Source organism: Homoserinimonas flava (assembly GCF_054969005.1).
In genome coordinates, this window is record NZ_JBUEQS010000004.1 from 146,502 (window position 1) to 162,926 (window position 16,425).

18 protein-coding genes are annotated in these 16,425 nt (G+C 67.1%); 10 read left to right on the top strand and 8 right to left on the bottom strand.

Going from position 1 to position 16,425, the window contains the following annotated elements; genetic code table 11:
* The first annotated feature begins 2 nt into the window (after positions 1 to 2).
* Positions 3 to 1,001: a DUF2332 family protein gene (locus ACY48M_RS12880; RefSeq protein WP_462820694.1), complete on the top strand. Its 999-nt coding sequence runs from the start codon at positions 3 to 5 to the stop codon at positions 999 to 1,001.
* Here the strand turns inward: ACY48M_RS12880 and ACY48M_RS12885 are convergent.
* A complete protein-coding gene (locus ACY48M_RS12885; RefSeq protein ID WP_462820695.1) occupies positions 956 to 2,086 on the bottom strand; it encodes a heme/hemin ABC transporter substrate-binding protein in 1,131 nt (376 codons plus the stop codon). The genes ACY48M_RS12880 and ACY48M_RS12885 overlap by 46 nt on opposite strands.
* 92 nt (positions 2,087 to 2,178) lie before the next feature.
* Here ACY48M_RS12885 and ACY48M_RS12890 point away from each other — a divergent pair, with 92 nt between their 5' ends.
* From ACY48M_RS12890 to groL, 5 genes are all read left to right on the top strand, one after another.
* Positions 2,179 to 2,436, top strand: a complete 258-nt coding sequence (locus tag ACY48M_RS12890; RefSeq protein ID WP_462820696.1) for a DUF3263 domain-containing protein — start codon at positions 2,179 to 2,181, stop codon at positions 2,434 to 2,436.
* Between the two features lie 39 nt (positions 2,437 to 2,475).
* Positions 2,476 to 3,048 carry a LytR C-terminal domain-containing protein gene (locus ACY48M_RS12895; protein ID WP_462820697.1) on the top strand — a complete coding sequence of 191 codons (573 nt, stop codon included), beginning with the start codon at positions 2,476 to 2,478 and terminating at the stop codon, positions 3,046 to 3,048.
* Positions 3,049 to 3,310: 262 nt separating this feature from the next.
* Positions 3,311 to 3,514, top strand: a complete 204-nt coding sequence (locus tag ACY48M_RS12900; RefSeq protein ID WP_462820698.1) for a cold-shock protein — start codon at positions 3,311 to 3,313, stop codon at positions 3,512 to 3,514.
* Between the two features lie 93 nt (positions 3,515 to 3,607).
* A complete protein-coding gene (locus tag ACY48M_RS12905) occupies positions 3,608 to 4,642 on the top strand; it encodes a DUF3048 domain-containing protein (RefSeq protein ID WP_462820699.1) in 1,035 nt (344 codons plus the stop codon).
* A gap of 115 nt (positions 4,643 to 4,757) precedes the next feature.
* The gene (gene groL, locus ACY48M_RS12910) at positions 4,758 to 6,392 is read left to right on the top strand and encodes a chaperonin GroEL (protein ID WP_462820700.1); all 1,635 of its coding nucleotides are present in this window, start codon (positions 4,758 to 4,760) and stop codon (positions 6,390 to 6,392) included.
* Positions 6,393 to 6,500: 108 nt separating this feature from the next.
* Here groL and ACY48M_RS12915 read toward each other — a convergent pair whose 3' ends face one another.
* The 3 genes from ACY48M_RS12915 to ACY48M_RS12925 form a co-directional block, all read right to left on the bottom strand.
* Positions 6,501 to 6,791, bottom strand: a complete 291-nt coding sequence (locus ACY48M_RS12915) for a WXG100 family type VII secretion target (protein WP_462820701.1) — start codon at positions 6,789 to 6,791, stop codon at positions 6,501 to 6,503.
* Between the two features lie 80 nt (positions 6,792 to 6,871).
* Positions 6,872 to 8,551 carry a sensor histidine kinase gene (locus tag ACY48M_RS12920; protein WP_462820702.1) on the bottom strand — a complete coding sequence of 560 codons (1,680 nt, stop codon included), beginning with the start codon at positions 8,549 to 8,551 and terminating at the stop codon, positions 6,872 to 6,874.
* Between the two features lie 55 nt (positions 8,552 to 8,606).
* Entirely contained in the window at positions 8,607 to 9,299 is a 693-nt protein-coding gene (locus ACY48M_RS12925; protein ID WP_462820703.1) for a response regulator transcription factor, read from the bottom strand.
* 84 nt (positions 9,300 to 9,383) lie between these two features.
* Here ACY48M_RS12925 and folP point away from each other — a divergent pair, with 84 nt between their 5' ends.
* Complete coding sequence (gene folP / locus ACY48M_RS12930; RefSeq protein WP_462820704.1) at positions 9,384 to 10,286, top strand: dihydropteroate synthase; 903 nt, start codon at positions 9,384 to 9,386, stop codon at positions 10,284 to 10,286.
* Entirely contained in the window at positions 10,279 to 11,013 is a 735-nt protein-coding gene (locus tag ACY48M_RS12935; protein WP_462820705.1) for a pyrimidine reductase family protein, read from the top strand. The genes folP and ACY48M_RS12935 overlap by 8 nt, the downstream gene beginning before the upstream one ends.
* Before the next feature lie 157 nt (positions 11,014 to 11,170).
* Here the strand turns inward: ACY48M_RS12935 and ACY48M_RS12940 are convergent, their stop codons facing one another.
* The 3 genes from ACY48M_RS12940 to ACY48M_RS12950 all read right to left on the bottom strand — a co-directional run bounded on the left by ACY48M_RS12940 (position 11,171) and on the right by ACY48M_RS12950 (position 15,192).
* Positions 11,171 to 12,814 (bottom strand): DNA repair helicase XPB, encoded by a 1,644-nt coding sequence (locus ACY48M_RS12940; protein ID WP_462820706.1) that lies wholly within the window; start codon positions 12,812 to 12,814, stop codon positions 11,171 to 11,173.
* A gap of 147 nt (positions 12,815 to 12,961) precedes the next feature.
* Entirely contained in the window at positions 12,962 to 14,875 is a 1,914-nt protein-coding gene (locus ACY48M_RS12945) for a helicase-associated domain-containing protein (protein WP_462820707.1), read from the bottom strand.
* Between the two features lie 53 nt (positions 14,876 to 14,928).
* The gene (locus ACY48M_RS12950; RefSeq protein ID WP_462820708.1) at positions 14,929 to 15,192 is read right to left on the bottom strand and encodes a hypothetical protein; all 264 of its coding nucleotides are present in this window, start codon (positions 15,190 to 15,192) and stop codon (positions 14,929 to 14,931) included.
* Positions 15,193 to 15,298: 106 nt separating this feature from the next.
* On the opposite strand from ACY48M_RS12950, the gene ACY48M_RS12955 reads away from it, so the two are divergent.
* Together ACY48M_RS12955 and ACY48M_RS12960 are read left to right on the top strand one after the other, a co-directional pair.
* Positions 15,299 to 15,679: a cold-shock protein gene (locus ACY48M_RS12955; RefSeq protein ID WP_462820709.1), complete on the top strand. Its 381-nt coding sequence runs from the start codon at positions 15,299 to 15,301 to the stop codon at positions 15,677 to 15,679.
* Entirely contained in the window at positions 15,672 to 16,295 is a 624-nt protein-coding gene (locus ACY48M_RS12960; protein ID WP_462820710.1) for a DUF3027 domain-containing protein, read from the top strand. The genes ACY48M_RS12955 and ACY48M_RS12960 overlap by 8 nt, the downstream gene beginning before the upstream one ends.
* Here ACY48M_RS12960 and ACY48M_RS12965 read toward each other — a convergent pair.
* On the bottom strand, positions 16,296 to 16,425 hold a 130-nt coding region (locus ACY48M_RS12965; RefSeq protein ID WP_462820716.1), incomplete at its 5' end, for an integrase core domain-containing protein.

Consider the following 16,425-nt stretch of genomic DNA (forward strand, 5'->3'; position numbering starts at 1 on the left):
GCATGACCGGTCGAGAGCGCGATACCGCAGCCTGGTATCGCGCTTTCGCCGTGCAGGCGGCGGAGGTCTCGCCCTCGTACGAAGACTGGGCGCACGCGGTTGCTGGTGACAGTGCCACCCTCGCGCTGCTCGACCGCCTCCCGGAGCAGCATCGCCAGCCGCCGCTCGTGTTCGCCGTCGCGAGTCTGCTCGGCGCCCGCGACTGCAGCAACGCGGGGGAGTTTCTTCGCTTTCTTCACGAGCATCACGCAGAGCTGGCGCAGGATCTCGCCCGCCGACCCATGCAGACGAACGAGCCGGGGCGGTGCTCGGCACTCCTGCTCGCGCTCGAGCAAATCGAGGGGCCCATCGCGCTGCTTGAGCTCGGGGCATCCGCCGGGCTGTGCCTCGTGCCCGACCGCTATAGCTACAACTTTTCGGGGGTCGAACTGCACCCCGCCGACGGCCCGAGTCGCGTGCGGCTCAGCTGCGCGGTGGGCGACGGCATCACCGCACCCACCCGCCTGCCCGAGGTCGTGTGGCGCGCCGGGGTCGACCTCGCCCCGCTCGATGTCGCCGATGAGGCGGATGCCGCGTGGCTCGACGCCCTCGCCTGGCCGGGACAGCACGACCGCCTCGCGAGGGTGCGGGGTGCCCGCGACGTGGTGCGCGCGCATCCGCCATTGCTGCTGCGGGGCGACGCGGGGGAGCGCCTCGACGAGCTCCTCGATGGCGTGCCAGCGGGCGCGACCCCCGTCATCGTCACCGCCGGCGTGCTCGTCTACATCCCAGGGGTGCGGCGCGGCATGCTCGTTGACCGCATCCTCGCCTCAGGCGCGCGCTGGGTGTCGCTCGAGGGGGCAGGAGTGCTGCCCGGCGTGGAGCGCCGCCTCACCGAGGCCGGCTGGGCCGGCGCTGCGCTGCGGGGGCGCTTCGTGGTGGCGTTGGATGGGCATCCGCTCGCGTTCAGCGGGCCCTACGGCGAGACGCTCGACGCCTGCGACGTTGCCTCAGGCGCGTAGATTGCGCGGGCGAGCGCGTCGAGCACATCAGCGGTGCGCGGCCCGAAGCCGAGGATCTGGCCGGACGACATGTCGACCACGCGGCGGTGCTGCCCCGCGGGAGTCTGTGCGAGCGCCGGCTTCTCGGCGAGGAGGCCATCGACGCCACCCGCACTCTCAAGCCCGGATGTCATGACGAGTAGAAGGTCGGGTTGGGCGGCGATGACCGCCTCATCGGTCATGGGGCGCATGCCGGTCCACCCGATCTCGCCAGCCACGTCGATGCCGCCGAGTGCGGTGATGAGGTCATCGGCGCCCGACTCGGCACCGAACAGGTAGTAGATGCCAGAACCGCCGCGGATGTAGAGAAACATGATGCGCACCCGCTCGTCGCCCTCGGGTGCGATTGCGGCGATCTCGGCGATCTTCGCATCGATGTCGGCCTGCAGCTGCTCGGCGAGCATGACGCCGGTGTCGGCCGCACCGAACGCCTCCGCGACCTGCTGGGCGAGCGTGCCGACGCCGTCGATGCCGGGCTCCGCCTCGACAAAGACCACCGCGATGCCGGCGTCGCGCAACTGGAGCACAACGTCGATGGGTCCGATCGAGCCGTCCGTCACGACGAGGGTTGGTCGCAGCGCGATGACCGACTCGGCATTGATGCTGTGTCCGCTCGAGGTCACGACGGGCAGATCTGCCACCTCAGCAAATGTGGAGGACACGTCGCGGCCGACCAGGCTGTCGCCGAACCCGAGCCCCACAATCGTCGCGGCGACCGAGCCGGACATGTCGAGCCCGAGCACTCTGGAGGTGTCCTCAACCGTCACCTCGACGTCACCGTCGAGATCGCGGGAGGTGACGGTCGTCGGCAGCGACTGCGCGGGATCGTCGGTGACGGTCTCAATGGATGCGGATGCGAGCATGGCGGTTGACTCGCCAGTCCACGTCTTCGGGTCGTCGGCGAGGGTGAGCTCGGCGAGGGGGACGCTCTGAGCCTCCGGGTCGGTCACCTCACCGCCCGCGTTCGACGTTCCCCCGGAGCATCCGGCAAGCAGCGAGACCGCGAGGATGGCGGCGATCGCGGAGGGCATCCGTCTCGAGTGCATAAGCTTAGGCTACCCTAAGTTCACCGATTCGATCTGACCGGAATCGGGGCGTCACACCGGGCACAGCGGATGTCGCCCCTAGGCTGGCCGCGATGCCTCAGAACGCTGCAACCGAGCTGCCGGGAACCCCCGAGCCCCTCGATCGCGCTGCCCGCATCCTCGACTTTGAGCGTCGTGACTGGGCGCATCCCGGCGCGAAAGAGGAGGCCATCCGCGTGGAGCTTGGCCTCAACTCCGCCCGTTACTATCAGTTGCTGAACGCCGTGATCGAATCCCCAGCGGCGCTTGCGCAAGACCCGATGCTGGTGCGACGCCTCCGCCGCATCCGAGACGGCCGGCGCAACGCCTGACGTGCGGGACCGCACCGACGAACACCCCCGAGGAACATGATGGCCACCCGCATCCGAGATCGCTTCGACGAGATTCCCGACGACCTGCACCGTGTCGGCGCACACCGCGCTCCCGCCCGCCGCGGTCGCGGCTGGATCGCGTTCGCGTGGTCGGCGCTCGCCACCGTCGTGCTTGTCGTCGGCGGGCTCTTCGCGCTGTCCCTCCTCAATCCTGACCTCGAGATCCGCGTGCCCGGCATCGACACGGCCGAGCCGACCGCTGATGCGGAGGCACCGCCGACCGGCGACGAGGCGGCGGAGCCCGCCCTCGACCCCGCGGTGGCGATTTCGGTGCTCAACGGCACCCCGACGGCAGGGCTCGCGACCACGGTCGGTGACTTTCTCGTGACGCAGGGGTGGGGTGGCGCCGAGCTGGGCGTCGGCAGTCGTGCGACCGCGTCGACCACCGACGTCGAGACAACCCAGATCTTCTACAGCGACCCGGCCAACGAGGCGGCCGCTCGCATGCTGATCGAGCACCTCGGTGTCGGCGAGTTGCGTCTCTCGAACGACTATCCGGCGTCGCCCATCACCGTGCTCATCGGTGCCGACTATCAGGCACCCGCGGCCTGACCAGCCTGGAATCGGCCCCTCCACATCACCGCCGCATTTCGCCACGGTTTAATCTCCTGGCGCGATGCTGCGCAATGTTAAGTGACACTCCACTTTTGCGCTCAAGGTCGTTACTATCTGGAAATGGTCGCCCATCCGGCTCTGTGAGGCACCCTCGGACGCTTCGATTCGAACCAGATGAACACGGGATACCCGCCCGTGTTCGGTGACTCGGCGCCGAATCGCGTGCGCCGCAGCAACGGTACACAGCAGGGAGTAACACATGGCGAACGGATCCGTTAAGTGGTTCAACGCTGAGAAGGGCTACGGATTCATCACCGTCGAGGGTGGGGAGCAGGACGTCTTCGTTCACTACTCCGCGATCGACATGAGCGGATACAAAGTCCTCGAAGAGGGTCAGCAGGTGACCTTCGAGGTGGGCACGGGCTCGAAGGGTCCGCAGGCGGAGTCGGTGCGCCCGGCCTGACACCGCCGCACCAATTCCGAGGCACGCCTCACACCAGCGCCGCTCCCAGCCGGGGGCGGCGTTAGTGTGTGCCCTGTGATTTCGAGGCAGCGGGTGGCGCATCGCCGGGCAGTCGTGCTCGCCCTCGTGGTGGCCGGTGCGCTTGTCGCCGGATGCTCGACCGATTCCCCGCTCGCCCTCCCCACCGCCTCACCGTCGCCCGACTACGAATCGACCTATGAGACCCCGGCCCCGACCGAGCTCGCCCCGCTCACAGGCGTGACCGTGCAGGCCGGCTCCCTCACCCACGCCGCACTGTCGGCCAAGATCGACAACCACTGGGACGCGCGACCGCAGTTCGGGCTCGAACGCACAGACATCGTCTTCGAGGAGCTCGTCGAGGGCGGCATCACCCGCTACGTCGCCGTGTGGCACAGCGGCATCCCCGAACTGCTCGGCCCCATCCGCTCGATCCGCCCGATGGACCCTGAGATCGCCGGCTCGCTCGGCGGCATCATCTTCTATGCGGGCGGGGTGCCCCAGTTCGTGTCGATGATGCGCGACACCTCGCTCTACAACGCCATCCACGGGCAGAGCGACACCGCCGCGTATATGTATCGTTCGAGCGATCGGCGTGCTCCTCACAATGTGATTGTGCGGGCGCAGGAGTTTCTTGCGGCCCACACCGAGATCAATGCGCCACCCCAACAGTTCGCCTACGCACTCGACACCGAATCATCAACGGCGGCGAAGGAGGGCAGCCCAACGGGAACCCTGCAGCTCGTTTTCTCGAGTTCATCCGCTCCGGCCTGGACCTGGGATGCAGCATCCGGTCGCTACCTGCGGTGGCAAGACGGCGCCCCCGACCTCGACTCCAACGGCGCCCAGCTTTCGACCGCCAACGTCGTCACCCTGCGCGTTCCGGTGACGCACGGCTACGGCGTGCCCAAGACGGAGCTTCTCGGCAGCGGCGAAGCGTGGGTCACCTCCGGTGGTGGCACTGTGCACGGCACCTGGTCGAAGGCTTTTATCGACGATGCCATCACCCTCATCGACGACAGCGGCATCACCATCCGGCTGGCTGCGGGGAACAGCTGGGTCGAGCTCGTGCCGCTCGAAGGCTCGGTCACGATCACCCCTCCCGCCTGACATCCTCGTCGGCTTGCACTCGGAGGGGCAGAGTGCCAGAATCATTTAGCACTCTCTTTGTGAGAGTGCCAACAGCTGATGCATTTCCGACGTCCGGGAGGGACGAGAAACACACATGGCAAAGATCATTGCTTTCAACGAAGAGGCCCGCCGTGGCCTTGAGCGTGGCCTCAACACGCTCGCCGACGCCGTCAAGGTGACGCTTGGCCCGCGCGGCCGCAACGTCGTTCTCGAGAAGAAGTGGGGCGCCCCCACCATCACGAACGACGGTGTCTCCATCGCCAAGGAGATCGAGCTCGACGACCCGTACGAGAAGATCGGTGCGGAGCTCGTCAAAGAGGTCGCCAAGAAGACCGACGACGTCGCGGGTGACGGCACCACCACCGCAACCGTGCTCGCCCAGGCCCTCGTGCGCGAAGGCCTCCGCAACGTCGCCGCCGGCGCCGACCCGATCAGCCTCAAGCGTGGCATCGAGAAGGCCGTCAAGGCCGTGACCGAAGCGCTCATCGCGCAGGCGAAGCCCATCGAGACGAAGGAAGAGATCGCGGCCACCGCCTCCATCTCCGCCGGAGACCCCGAGATCGGCGCGCTCATCGCCGAGGCCATCGACAAGGTCGGCAAGGAGGGTGTCGTCACCGTCGAGGAGTCGAACACCTTCGGCACCGAGCTCGAGCTCACCGAGGGCATGCGCTTCGACAAGGGCTACCTTTCGGCGTACTTCGTCACCGACCCCGAGCGCCAGGAGACGGTCTTCGAAGACCCCTACGTGCTCATCGTCAACTCGAAGATCTCCAACATCAAGGACCTGCTTCCGATCGTCGACAAGGTGATCCAGGCTGGCAAGCAGCTGCTCATCATCGCCGAGGATGTCGACGGCGAGGCCCTGGCCACGCTCGTTGTGAACAAGATCCGTGGCATCTTCAAGTCGGTCGCCGTCAAGGCTCCCGGCTTCGGTGACCGCCGCAAGGCGCAGCTGCAGGACATCGCCATCCTCACCGGTGGCCAGGTCATCAGCGAAGAGGTCGGCCTCAAGCTCGAGAACACCACGCTCGACATGCTCGGTCGTGCCCGCAAGGTCGTCATCACCAAGGACGAGACCACGATCGTCGAGGGTGCCGGCGACGCCGCCGCCATCGAAGGCCGTGTCAAGCAGATCCGTGCCGAGATCGACAACACCGACAGCGACTACGACCGCGAGAAGCTCCAGGAGCGCCTCGCGAAGCTCGCCGGGGGTGTTGCCGTCATCAAGGCGGGTGCCGCGACCGAGGTCGAGCTCAAGGAGCGCAAGCACCGCATCGAAGACGCCGTTCGCAACGCGAAGGCCGCCGTCGATGAGGGCATCGTCGCCGGTGGTGGCGTCGCGCTCATCCAGGCCGGTGCTGCTGCATTCGCAAGCGAGGCGCTCACGGGCCTCGTCGGCGACGAAGCTACCGGTGCGAATATCGTCAAGGTCGCCATTGATGCTCCGCTGAAGCAGATCGCAACGAACGCCGGCCTTGAGTCGGGTGTCGTCGCCGAGAAGGTGCGCAACCTGCCCACCGGCCACGGCCTCAACGCCGCGACCGGCGAGTACGTTGACATGCTCAAGGCTGGCATCAACGACCCGGTGAAGGTGACCCGCTCCGCGCTGCAGAACGCAGCGTCGATCGCAGGCCTCTTCCTCACCACCGAGGTTGTCGTCGCCGACAAGCCCGAGAGGAACGCGGCCCCGGCCGACCCCTCGGGTGGCATGGGCGGCATGGACTTCTAGTCCGTCTCGAACGAACAAAGGGCGGTTCCCCTCGGGGAGCCGCCCTTTGGCGTTCAATCGCTGGGTTTCGATACGCTCGCTGGCGCTCGGTACTCAGCCGGCGGGGTCTCAGCGCATGAAGAGGCTTGCGTTGGCCTGCTCTGCGTCGGCGTACTGCTGCCCCGCGCGGCCGAGGGCCTGCGTGATGCCGGCGAGGCTCTGCTCGACCTGCTGCTGGGTGGAGCGCCAGTCAGACACCACCCCCTGAAACGCTGTCGCCGCCTGCCCCGACCACGTGGACTGGAGGCTCACGAGCTGGCCGAGCATGCCGGCGACCTCGCTCTGAATGCGCGACGCCGAGGCGCGGAGCGCGGCCTCCGCTCCAAGTACTGCATCGCTGTCGACCTGGTAGCGCGTCATGGGAATCCCTTCGTCGATCGGGGCCCCAACGGCCTCCGAATGCCGCAACGCTAGGCGTGGCATCCGAAATGCGTGTGCTCTCAGCGCTCCGGTGTGGGTGAGGGGGCGACGAAGCTGTCGGGGAGGAGGGGAAGCGTCAGGCGGAACGTGGCACCGCCACCTTCCGTCTCCAGCACTGACACCTCGCCCTTGTGGGCATCGACAATCGCCGCGACAATCGCGAGCCCGAGCCCGCTTCCACCCGTCTCACGCGCGCGAGAAGAATCGGCGCGCCAGAAGCGCTGAAAGATCTTGTCGCGGATCTGCGGCGGCACCCCCTCGCCATGGTCGACGATGTCGAGCTGTGCGGTGCGGCGCTTCGCGTCAACGCGTACGACAAGCTCGAGGGGACTGCCGGCGGGCGTGAAGCGGAGTGCGTTGCCGACAAGGTTGGTGATGACCTGGCGGAGCTTGTTCTCTTCGCCGAGCACCACGGCGGGCACCACGAGCCTGATGTGTTCGCGTTCTATCAGCGGGGTCATGAGCGGCGTCTCGGCAGCACCGGCACGCCCCGCGCGCTGGCGCAGCGAACGAAGCCGAGCAAGCTGCGCGCCAGCAAAGGCGATGGGCCCCGTCGCGGTCGACGCCGAGCGCGAGTTCGTCGGTTCAGCGATCGCATCAAGGTCGTCGGATGCCGCGAGCTCTGGCTCTTCGACCGACACCGTCACTTCACGGTCGGGGGCTTGCGCCATCGCGTCGAGCGCGGCGTCATGGGCGAGCGGGAGCAGATCGACCGGGGCGAGGCGGAGCGGCTTCTTCTCGTCGGCCCGCGCGAGCTCGAGCAAGTCTTCGACGAGCTCGCCCATACGGATCGCCTCTTTTTCGATGCGCTCCATCGCCTGGGCGACATCTTCTGGCTTCTCGATGGCGCCCATGCGATAGAGCTCGGCATAGCCGCGCACCGACACCAGGGGGGTGCGGAGCTCGTGACTGGCGTCGCCGACGAAGCGCCGCATCTGGTCGATCGTGCGGGCGCGGTCGGCGAAGGCCCGGTCGATGCGGCCAAGCATGACGTTGAGGGAACGGTTGAGCCGCCCGACTTCGGTATTGGGGGTCGCCCCCGGCAATCGTTGGCTGAAGTCTCCGCCGGCGATCGCCGCCGCCGTGGCCTCAACCTCGCGCAGCGGCCGGAAGGTGGAGGTCACGAGCACTCTCGTGAGCGCGGCGCTGAGCACCACCACCGTCAGGGCGAAGCCGAGGAAGATCGCGGTGTAGCGCGCGATCGTCGCGTTCACCTCGTCGAGGCGTTGGCCAACAACGAGCGTCGCAAGGTTGCCGGTGCTCGCGTTCTCGACCGGGAACGCGACCACACGAGTTTGGCTGGTGTGGGTGACGTTCTGCAGCGTGACAGCACCGTCGAGCTGGATGACCTCGGAGAGGGTGAGCTGGTCGAGCACCGGCCGCAGGTGCCCTTCGTCTTCGGCGAGGTTGTCTTCGATGAGCTCACCCGAGCGGCTCACGAGCGCCATGTAGAACGAGGAGGGCACGAGGGTGCCGCTCGCGACCGCATCCTGATCGAAATCGATCTCCCAGGTGGTGATCTCAGCCGCCGCAGCGGAGATGTTCGCGTCAACCCGCTCAAGAAGGTAGGTGCGGAGCACCGTCATGGTGCCGACGCCGGCGACGAGCAGCCCGGCGGTGACAATGAAGACCGTCACCCCGGTGATCTTGGTTCGCAGCGAAACGGCGTTCCACCACTCCACGGGCTGTTCTCGACTCACTGGCTCAGGCTACGGGTTCGTGCTGGGCGAATCATCCGGAATCCGCCCGCGACGATCAGGACTTGTCGACCTTCAGCATGTAGCCGAAGCCGCGCTTCGTCTGGATCATCGGCTCGTCGGTGTACTGGTCGAGCTTGCGGCGCAGGTATGAGACATACGACTCGACGATGCCCGCGTCACCGTTGAAGTCGTACTCCCAGACGTGGTCGAGGATCTGTGCCTTCGAAAGCACGCGGTTGGGGTTGAGCATGAGGTAGCGCAGCAGCTTGAACTCGGTGGGGGAGAGCTCAACCTGGTCGTGGCCGACCGTCACCTCGTGGGTGTCTTGATCCATTGTGAGCTCGCCGGCGCGGATGATCGCGTCTTCTTCGTCTTGCATCGTGCGACGCAGGATGGCTTTGATGCGGGCGACGATCTCGTCGAGGCTGAACGGCTTGGTGACGTAGTCGTCGCCGCCGACCGTGAGGCCCGTGATCTTGTCTTCGGTGTCATCCTTCGCCGTGAGAAAGAGGATGGGCGAGGTGTAGCCGCTCGAACGGAGGCGCTTGGTCACGCCAAAGCCGTTCATGTCGGGCAGCATCACGTCGAGGATGATGAGGTCTGGCTCCTCCTCGAGCACGGCCGAGATGGCCTGTGCGCCGTTGCCGACCGCACGCACGGCGAACCCCGCGAAGCGGAGACTCGTGGTGAGAAGGTCGCGGATGTTGGGCTCGTCATCAACGATAAGAATCTTCGGTCCGTCACTCATGATGCCCATTCTCTGCGTGTTTCCTGAGTGCATGCTGAAAGCGTGCTGGCCGCAGCGGTCAGGGTCGCAGTGAGAACATGGAGCATGAGCTTTGCGCTGCCGCCCCTCCTCGCCGCCCGGCGCACAATTGGCGCGCGAGAGTTCGACTTCGGCCACCAGGTCGCCGTCATGGCGATCATCAATCGCACCCCCGACTCGTTCTACGACGAGGGCCGCACCTTCGGTCTCGACGCGGCGGTCGCGGCATCCCTCGACGCGGTGCAGGCCGGGGCCGACTGGGTTGACATTGGCGGGGTTCCTTTTGCGCCGGGGCCGGCGTTGCCCGTCGACGAGGAGGCTGAACGGGTTGTTCCCGTGATCGAACGGGTGCGCGCGGCATCCGATGTGGTGATCTCGGTCGACACGTTCCACGCTGAGGTGGCACGGCGCAGCATCGCGGCCGGTGCCGACATCATTAACGACACGACCGGGCTCAGCGACCCCGCGCTTGCCCGCATCGTCGCCGACAGTGACGCGACCCTCGTGATCACCCACAGTCTCGCGGCGCCGCGCACCCAATACCCGCGGCCGAGCTACAGCGATGTTGTGGCAGAGGTCATCGACTTTTTGCGTCGCCGCATCGACGCGGCGGTCGCTGCTGGCATCCCCATCGAACGCCTCATCGTCGACCCAGGGCCAGACCTCAACAAGAACACCCTCCACACGCTCGAAATCGTGCGTCGCCTCGACGAAATCGCGGCCCTCGGCCACCCCGTGCTCGCCGCCCTCTCCAACAAAGACTTCATCGGCGAAACCCTCGACGCCCCCAAACGGGAACGACTCGAAGGGTCCATCGCCACGGCGGTCGCGGCTGTGCTCGCCGGGGCACGCATCGTGCGGGTGCACGAAGTCGCCCCCACCGTCGCCGCCATGCGCATGACCGAGGCGGTGCTCGGGCTGCGCGAGCCCGCCATGTTGCGCCACAACATGGGTGACGCCAATGAGTGAAATCCGGATGCTGCAGCCCTACACGCGCCTCGACGACGACGGGCTCGCCGCCGTCTACGCCGTGCGCAACCGTGCGGAACCCTGGCTGCGCCTCAACTTCGTCACCAGCGTCGACGGTGCCGCGACGCGCGACGGCACCTCCGGCGCGCTCGGCACCGACGCCGACACGCGAGTGTTTGCCGCGCTGCGCCGACTCTGCGATGTCATCATCGTTGCCGCCGGCACGGTGCGGGCCGAAGGCTACGCCGGCCCACTCCTCGACGCCGAATCGATGGCGTGGCGGGCCGAAGAAGGGCTGGCCGAGCATCCGCAGCTCGCCATCGTGTCACGCAGCCTCGACCTCGACCCCGAACTTTTTGCCCGCGCCGTGCATCGGCCGATCATCCTCACCTGTGCCGACGCCCCTGCCGACCGTCGTGCGGCCCTGCAGGCGGTGGCCGACGTGGTTGACTGCGGCGAAGCATCCGTCGACCCGGTGCTGCTGAAGCAGCGACTCATCGAACGCGGGCTCACGCAGCAGCACTGCGAAGGCGGGCCGAGCCTGTTCGGGGCGTTGCTCGCGGGCGGGGTCGTCGATGAACTGTGCCTCACGGTGAGCCCGACGCTCGAAGGCGGGCCGGCCGGGCGCATCGCCGCGGGGCCGGATGCCACGCCCACCGCCATGCGGCTGGCGCATGTGCTCACGGCCGACGACGGCACCCTCCTGTTGCGCTACGCCCGCGCCTAACGTGGGGGCTTCGATACGCTCGCTGGCGCTCGCTACTCAACCGGCGGGATACGCGGCGCGCCTCAACCTGCCGTGAGAGGTCAATTTTCGCGCCAAGGCGCGCGCTGAAGCGCGGAATGTGACCACTCACGACCCCATGTGAAGGAGAGACCCGGGCTTACGCGGCGTCGAGTGCGTGCGCGTCGAGAATCTCGTAGCTGTAGCCCTGCTCGGCGAGAAACCGCTGGCGGTTCTGCGCGTAGTCTTGGTCGACCGTGTCGCGGGCGACGAGCGTGTAGAAGTTTGCCGGCAGGCCCGACTCCTTGGGCCGCAGCAGGCGCCCAAGCCGCTGCGCCTCCTCCTGCCGTGAGCCGAACGAACCGGAGACCTGGATGGCGACGGTCGCCTCAGGCAGGTCGACCGAAAAGTTCGCGACCTTCGAGACGACGAGCACCGTCAGGCGCCCATCGCGGAACTCCTGGTAGAGCCGCTCCCGCTCGACAACCGGCGTCGATCCGGTGAGCGACGGCGCATCCAGTGCCTCCGCGAGTTCGTCAATCTGGTCGAGGTACTGCCCGATCACGAGAATGCGTTCGCCCTCATGCCGCTTGACGAGCTGCTTGACGACCTCGAGTTTCGCCGGTGCGGTCGCCGCGAGCCGGTAGCGCTCATCATCAGCGGATGCCGCGTAGTGCAACCGCTCCTCCTGTGGCAGGTCGATGCGCACCTCGTAGCACGACGCCGGCGAGATGAAACCCTGCGCCTCGATCTCCTTCCACGGGGCGTCGAACCGTTTCGGGCCGATGAGGCTGAACACGTCACCCTCGCGTCCGTCCTCGCGCACGAGAGTGGCGGTGAGGCCGAGACGGCGGCGTGCCTGCAGTTCGGCGGTGAGCTTGAACACGGGTGCTGGCAACAGGTGCACTTCGTCATAGATGACGAGGCCCCAGTCGAGGGCGTCGAGCAGCTCGAGGTGGGCGTACTGGCCTTTCCGCTTGGCGGTAAGGATCTGGTACGTCGCGATCGTGACCGGCTTGACCTCTTTGACCTGGCCGGAGTATTCGCCGATCTCGTCCTCCGTGAGGGAGGTGCGCTTGAGCAGCTCGGCCCGCCATTGCCGTGCCGACACGGTGTTGGTGACGAGGATGAGCGTGTTCGCCTTCACCTCGGCCATCGCGCCAGCGCCGACGAGGGTCTTGCCAGCCCCACACGGCAGCACGACGACACCCGAACCGTGGTCGGCGAAGTTGCGCACCGCATCCTGTTGATAGGGGCGGAGGTTCCAGTCGCGCACGTCGAGCTCGATGTCGTGGGGCGTGCCTGGTGTGTAGCCGGCGAGGTCTTCGGCGGGCCAACCGAGCTTCAACAGCTCCTGCTTCACCTGACCGCGCGCCCACTGCTGCAGCACGACCGTGGTGGCGTCGCGGCGTTTGAAGAGCAGCTCGGCGACCTTCTTGGCCCGGCCGATCTCGGCAAGTACGGCCGGGTCGGTGGCGGTGAGCAGCAGCACCCCGTCGGGGTCGCGTTCGATGCGTAGACGACCGTAGCGTTCGACCGTCTCGCGGATGTCGACGGCGACACTCTGGGGAATCGCGAACTTGCTGAACTGCTCCAGCGTGGCAAGCATGTCCTCCGCACTGTGCCCGGCAGCGCGGGCGTTCCACAGGCCGAGACGCGTGATCCGGTAGGTGTGGATATGCTCCGGCGCCCGCTCAAGTTCGGCAAAAATCGACAGGTCATGGCGGGCATCGGCAGCGAGCGGGTGCGCCACCTCAAGCAGTACGGTTCGGTCGCTCTGCACGATGAGGGGGCCGTTTGTCATAACGTGTCAGTCTACGCGGGGAGTTTGGGCGCCGGTTGAGTAAGCCCGACAGGGCTGTATCGAAACCAGGGACGTCGAACGTGTGGGTTTCGATACGCTCGCTAGCGCTCGCTACTCAACCCGCGGGACTGCTCCTCAACCAGCGAGCTACGACGGGAGGGTGCGCACCGCTGTCACGCTCGACAGCGGCAGCGTGCGCTCGATTTCGCTGCGCTTGTCGCGGGCGCGCATCCGACCGCCGGCGACGCTGGTGGGTTCGAGCTCGTAGTCGACGATCTCGCCCCCCGGCATGCGGATGCTCACAATGAGGCCGGTCTTGAGTTTGGCCGCGGATTCGATCTGCTTGGTGAGCCAGGCCTGACTGTTGGCGTCGTCGCCCTCGTCCGGGGTGTCTTCGGCGTCGTGGGCGAGCCGCGCAACGAGGTCGGCGAGCGGGTCGGCGAAGCTGTTGCGGTCGGCGCGCGCGACCCGGTGGCGGCGGAGGGCGAGAATGTCGCCGCTGTCACCTTCGGCGGCGACGGGGTAGCGGGCGTCGCTGAGCGACCAGAACACGAGGTCGCGTTCGAAGCGGCTCACCAGGCGGTCGTCGCTCACGCGGGTGAGGCTGAGGGAGGAGAGCGACTGGTCGACGGCGATCGTGCGCAGCAGGTCGACCTCGTCGGAGCGGAGGTAGCTGCGTGCGCCGTGGGCCGGGTCGTTGGGGTCGAGCTGTTCGCCATCGAGATGCCCGACACGGATGAGCCCGTAGCGGGCCGCGCCCTCCGTGATGAGGTAGTTGAGGGGCTGCGGCACGGGAGTGCTGGCGATGCTCTCAAGAAACTCGCGCAGGCTCTCAGCGGTTTCGCCCGCGGTGAGCGCGCGATTTACGGTGGCGGCGGAGATGCGGTAGGTGGTGGCGAGGCCGCGGTGTTCGACGTCGGCGAGCACGCGGATGCGTTCGTCGATCGCCGGCTCGAGTGGCCCTGGGGCGACGACGGTGAGGTCGTGCTGCAGGTACACGGTGTCGACCTCGCGGGGGAGCAGCGGCCGGATCGCCTCCTCGGCTTCGGCGGCGCGGTCGGCGAGCAGGAGGGCGCCCGGCCCGCTCGGCGCCTGACCGGCCGTGATGCCGAGCAGTTCGGCGTCGCGCGTGTAGGCGGTGACCCGCTCATCCATCCATTCGCCGCCGACAGGGTAGAGCCAGTCGATGTAGGAGCGGAGCCCGTCGCCCCACACCGCGTTGGCACGTTCGGCGAGGAGGTGCTGGATGTCGCCGGGCAGTCGAGAGAACCACGCGGTGGTGAGGTCGCGCCAGCGTGCGCTCGTCGCCTGCCCGAGCCAGGCGTTGCCAGCTTCGGTCGTCATCCAGGTGCCCGATTCGCGGCAGACGAGCTGACCGCGTTCGGCGAGCGAAATGTAGGCGGCAACCGTGTCGAGGTCGACGAGCATGGCGGCGGCGAGCCGTTTGGCGTCGGGCAGGGCGACGCCGCCTTTCGCGAGTTCGCGGGCCGGCTGCCGCTCCAGCTCGAGCAGCAGTTCGGTGACGGCGCTCGTCGCGGCGAACGCCCGCTCGGCGGCAAGTTTGTCGACGAAGCGTCGTTCGACGTCTGGCACCGGCTCGAGCACCCCGCCGGCCATGTCGCCCGCGAGCTGTTCGAGGGTCGGCAGGCCAAAAACATGCCACGACCGCAACTGCTCGCTTACGCCGTCGTAGCAGGCGTAGGTGTCATCGACGCGGTGCAGCAGCAGCAGTGTCGCGGCACGGTCGAGGCGCTCGCCGACGCTGTCGAGCGCCGGGGCATCCGGGCTCAGGGCGGCAATGGCGCCGGCGACCTGCGACGCGGTCATGGCGTGCTGTTCGCGGGCGAGCAGGGCAAGGCAGGTGAGGGTGAGGCGGTCGAGCCGCGTGAGGGTCTGTTGGATGGCGCCGTGCTCGAGCAGCGCATCGGCGAGGTCGAAGTAGTCACGGATGCCAGCGGTCGCCGTGGCGGTGAGCCCAAGTTCGCGTGCGGCGAGGGCGTCGTGCAGGTCTGCGGGGGCCATCGCGCGCAGGCGTGTTGCGAGCGTGAGGGTGTTGCCCATAGTGGCCTGCGTTCCGTCTCGGCGCCGTTGCTGAGACCGTCGTGGTGGTGGGTCTAGCTGGGGCGGTTGGCGCGCGATCTGCGGACGGCGGTCACAACGAGCAGCCCGATGGTGAGCAGCAGCGCAACCGGAAGCGCGAACCCTGGGAGCATCACGATGGCCGCCCAGAAGGTGGTGACCTCATCGGCGATGGCCCCTGTGGCGTAGCCAACGAGGGATGCGGCGAAGCAGATGAGGGCGACAATGACGAGCCCAGCGATCATGAACGCGAGGATGCGCTGCAGTCGATTGGCCGGTTCCGGTGTTGAAATGCTCACCTGACAAGGATAGGGCCATGCGAAGCCGGTTAGGCTTACAGGTCACAGCGCACCGCGCACCACATCGCGCGCACGCGCAGCAAGATCACTATCGAGAGGGTGGGCCATGCCAACCGGCAAGGTGAAATTTTACGACGACGAGAAGGGCTTCGGCTTCATCACATCTGATGACGGCCAGGAGGTTTTCTTGCACGCGTCCGCTCTTCCCGCAGGCACGACCGTGCGCCCGGGTGCACGACTCGAGTTCGGCATCGCCGACGGCAAGCGCGGTGCCCAGGCACTGTCGGTGCGCGTGCTCGAAGCCCCGCCGAGCCTCACCAAGATCAACCGCAAGCCGGCCGACGACATGTCGATCATCATCGAAGACCTCGTCAAGCTGCTCGACGGCATCGGTGCGAACCTCAAACGCGGTCGCTACCCCGACAACGCTCACAGCCGCAAGATCGCGGCGATGCTGCGCAAGGTCGCGGATGAGCTGGATGCCTGAGCCTCTCGCCGACCCCTTCGCACTGGCGAAGACCGCCCTCTTGCAGATGACGCCGGAGGCGACCATCGGCGAGCCCGCAGGCTCAATCGATGAGGGTCAGGGCACCGTCACGGTGTATTTCGAGTCGAAGAAGGCCGGGTATCCGAGCTGGCGTTGGACGGTGAGCATCGCCCAGGTCGAGGGTGCAGAGCCGACCGTGCTCGAGACCGAGCTCACCCCAGGCGATGGTGCACTGCTGTCGCCCGAGTGGGTGCCGTGGGCCGACCGGCTCGCCGACTACGAGGCTGCGCAAGAGGCCGAACGGGCCGCGGCGGCCGAAGCGGATGCTGCATCCGATGGCTCTGACGACGACGACTCCGATGATGACGAGTCAGACGATGACGACTACTACGACGACGACCCGGATGATGACGACGAAGCGTTGCTGCACGGTGGCGACCTCGACGGGGTCGACATCGACGTGCTTGCCGATGCGGATGATGACGACGCGGATGATGACGACGCGGATGATGACGACGACTCGGATGATTCCGACGACGATGACGACGAAGACGAGTCGGACGAGGATGACGACGAGTCAGACGACGACTCCGATGAGGATGACGACGACCGCTAACTAGCTGTAGTTCCCCGTGAGGTTGTGAACGCGGTCTGAGGGTCGGGCTCCGCCGATGCCGGTGTGGGGTCTGTGGTGATTGTAGTGATGGAGCCAGGCCTGATAGGTGTCGGCTCGTGATTCGTCGCTG